Genomic DNA, 2,812 nt, shown 5'->3' on the forward strand with positions numbered 1-2,812 from the left:
AAACGGGCGGATATATAATCCGCCCCCTACCTTGCCTCATCAAATATCTTTGTCAATAATCTGATGCCGAATGTTACCATTCGGCATTTATTTTTATCCTTTAATCCGATATTTCAGGCATTTCAAGGTGAAATCAGTATCTGGCTAACGCAGTACTTTTTCGCCATATTCATACACCTGTTGCAATAACGCCAGTTTTTCAGGATTATTTTGGTGCTGTTCGCCTAATTGCTGCAACGATTGCACAAAGGCTTCCGCGCTTTTTTCCAGTTTTAATTTGCGGTATTTTTGCCATTTGATCTGCTCGGCACGGTTCAACGTGCGGTAGAAATGGCGGGCACGGTAGTGGAACAACAACTCCGGAATACGCTTGTCTTCAAAGGTGAGATCCGGATTTTGCAACTGCTCTGCACTCAAGGTGCGTAGAATTTGCAGATTGCGTTTATCGGCATCGCTGAAAAAACCGTGGTAAAGTGCGGTTTCCACATTCAAATCGTCGGCATATTCCCGTTGTTCGCTGAAAATAGCGATCACTTTGTCACGAATTTCATAGGATTGCAGCAAGCGTTGCTGATTTTGCAGACATTGTTCACGATCAATCCCCAGCCGTTCGGCACTTTGCGGCAATAGCGTTTTTTCCGGGGCGACAATCGGGCATTTATTGATATGCACCAATTTTAGCGGCACCGGCAAAATCCCCTGCGCTTCCAACTCCGCTTTTTTGCTGTATAACCGCACTTTTAAGCTTTCGGCATCAAGACTCAGCAAATCGCTGAGATCGGCACTCAAATCACACACAATCACAGCGTTATTATTGGTCGGATGCCATGCCAGCGGCGCAACAAGTGCGGTATTGCCGCGATAATTGCCGAGCATACCGGAAACATGCACCAACGGCGTCATATTGGCGGTGTCGATTAATGCCTCGACCGCTTTTTTGCTACGCAAATTGAAAAAATACTCGAACAAGCGTGGCTGTTTGGCTTTGACCAATTTCGCCATTTCAATCGTGGCGTACACATCTGCCATCGCATCGTGCGCATTGCTGTGTTCAATCCCGTTGGCCACCGTCAGGCGATCTAATTTAAACGACGGTAAGCCGTTTTCGTCATGCACCCAGTTGATCCCTTCCGGGCGCAAGGCGTAACAGGCACGCAACACATCCAGCAAATCCCAGCGGGAATTACCGTTTTTCCAACTATATTCATAGGGATCGATAAAATTACGATAAAAAGTGTAGCGGGTCATTTCGTCATCGTAACGAATGCTGTTATAGCCCATCACACAGGTATTCGGTGTGGAAAATTCTTGCAAGATACGTTCAGCAAATTCCGGTTCGGATACGCCTTTTTCGTTGCACTCTTGCGGGGTAATGCCCGTTACCAACACGGCTTCCGGTGCAGGCAGATAATCATTGGTCTGTTTGCAATACACCATCACCGGCTCACCAATAATATTAAAATCCGCATCAGTACGAATGCCGGCAAACTGCGCCGGACGGTCGCTTGCCGGATTGATACCGAAACTTTCGTAATCGTAAATAAAAAAGCTAAAGTGTTTTGCCATATGTTAGCCTATGATTTTATCCAAATAAAACAAGCAGATAATCGATATAATCCCTAACCCCACGCCGATCGCGTTGGTTTTGTTGATTTTTTCTTTAAACAACCATGCACCGGTCAGCGTGCCTAAACAGATAACGCCGATATTCATACCGGCAAAGACCAAGGTCGGATTGTCGCTATAACTCTGATGTGCCTTGATATAAAACAGAATATTCATAAAATTCAACACGCCGAGCAGCAAACCGGCCAGCATACTTTTACCGTGCCAACGGGTCTGTTTAATCAGCAAATAGATGAAAATCACACATGCCGCCAAGCAAAACGACACAAACAACGTCAACGGAAATGCGCTACCGCTCTTTGCCATTTGCTTAAACAGAATATCGATCACGCCGTAGCCGAGCCAAACTAACAGCAGGTTAAACCAACCTTTACCGACCACACTTTGTCCAAGATTTTGTTGCGGCTCGTCTTTTTTCCATAACAAACATAAAAGTGCGGTAAACGCCAACACAAGACTAACCGCACGGCTGCCGCTCAACACTTCATTGAACAGCGTGAATGAGGCTAAAATCGGCAGGAACAACGATAAACGCTGTGCCGCATCAGAGCGCACAATCCCCGCACTTTCCACCGCTTTCGACATCACGATAAACACCGTCGGCAGCAAAATCCCCAAGGCTAAAAACAGATAGGAATCATCATGCTGCGCCACCACTTCGCCGAACGATTGCCCGGCAAAATTGGGCTGCAAAAAATAATAACTCAAACCGATCGCCATAAGATAATTAAAGGCAATCGCCTGAGCGATTTGAATATTCTGCCGGCGTGCCACTTTCAAAAACACCGACACGATCACGCTGCAAAAAACAGCGATGGCAAGATTGTGCATTTAACGTCCTTGTTTAGTTGTTATTTTTTGTAATCCATTATCATTTAATTTATTCAATGATAATAACTGGGTTCTTGCTAATTTTCTAAGTTCAATTATCCGTTCTTTTTGAGACATTCCGTTTTCAATCAAAATAGCATTGTAACTTTCCATATTCGCAAGCACCAAAAGCTCGCTCAAACTGGCATAGTCACGCATATTGCCTTTTAGCTTAGGATTTTCCACACGCCATTGTTTAGCCGGTTTATTAAATAATGCAACATTTAACATATCCGCTTCACTGGCATATTGATAAGATAATTGTTCCTTTGTTAAATCTGCCAATAAATATGTTTTTATTGCATCAGTATGAATT

The 2,812-nt window shown here is 44.3% G+C and carries 2 protein-coding genes and 1 pseudogene; all 3 read right to left on the reverse strand.

The genetic code is table 11. From position 1 onward, the window contains the following. Nucleotides 1-144 precede the first annotated feature (144 nt). Nucleotides 145-1,566 carry an exodeoxyribonuclease I gene (gene sbcB, locus FHQ30_RS11320; protein WP_139610491.1) on the reverse strand — a complete coding sequence of 474 codons (1,422 nt, stop codon included), beginning with the start codon at nt 1,564-1,566 and terminating at the stop codon, nt 145-147. A gap of 3 nt (nt 1,567-1,569) precedes the next feature. After that, on the reverse strand, nt 1,570-2,457 hold the full coding sequence (locus tag FHQ30_RS11325) for an EamA family transporter (protein WP_139610492.1): 888 nt from the start codon (nt 2,455-2,457) through the stop codon (nt 1,570-1,572). Next, nucleotides 2,458-2,812 (reverse strand): annotated as a pseudogene (locus tag FHQ30_RS11330) (KilA-N domain-containing protein); the annotation flags it as partial.

It is taken from the genome of Testudinibacter sp. 'clade 2' (assembly GCF_006227735.1).
Taxonomy (GTDB): domain Bacteria; phylum Pseudomonadota; class Gammaproteobacteria; order Enterobacterales; family Pasteurellaceae; genus Chelonobacter.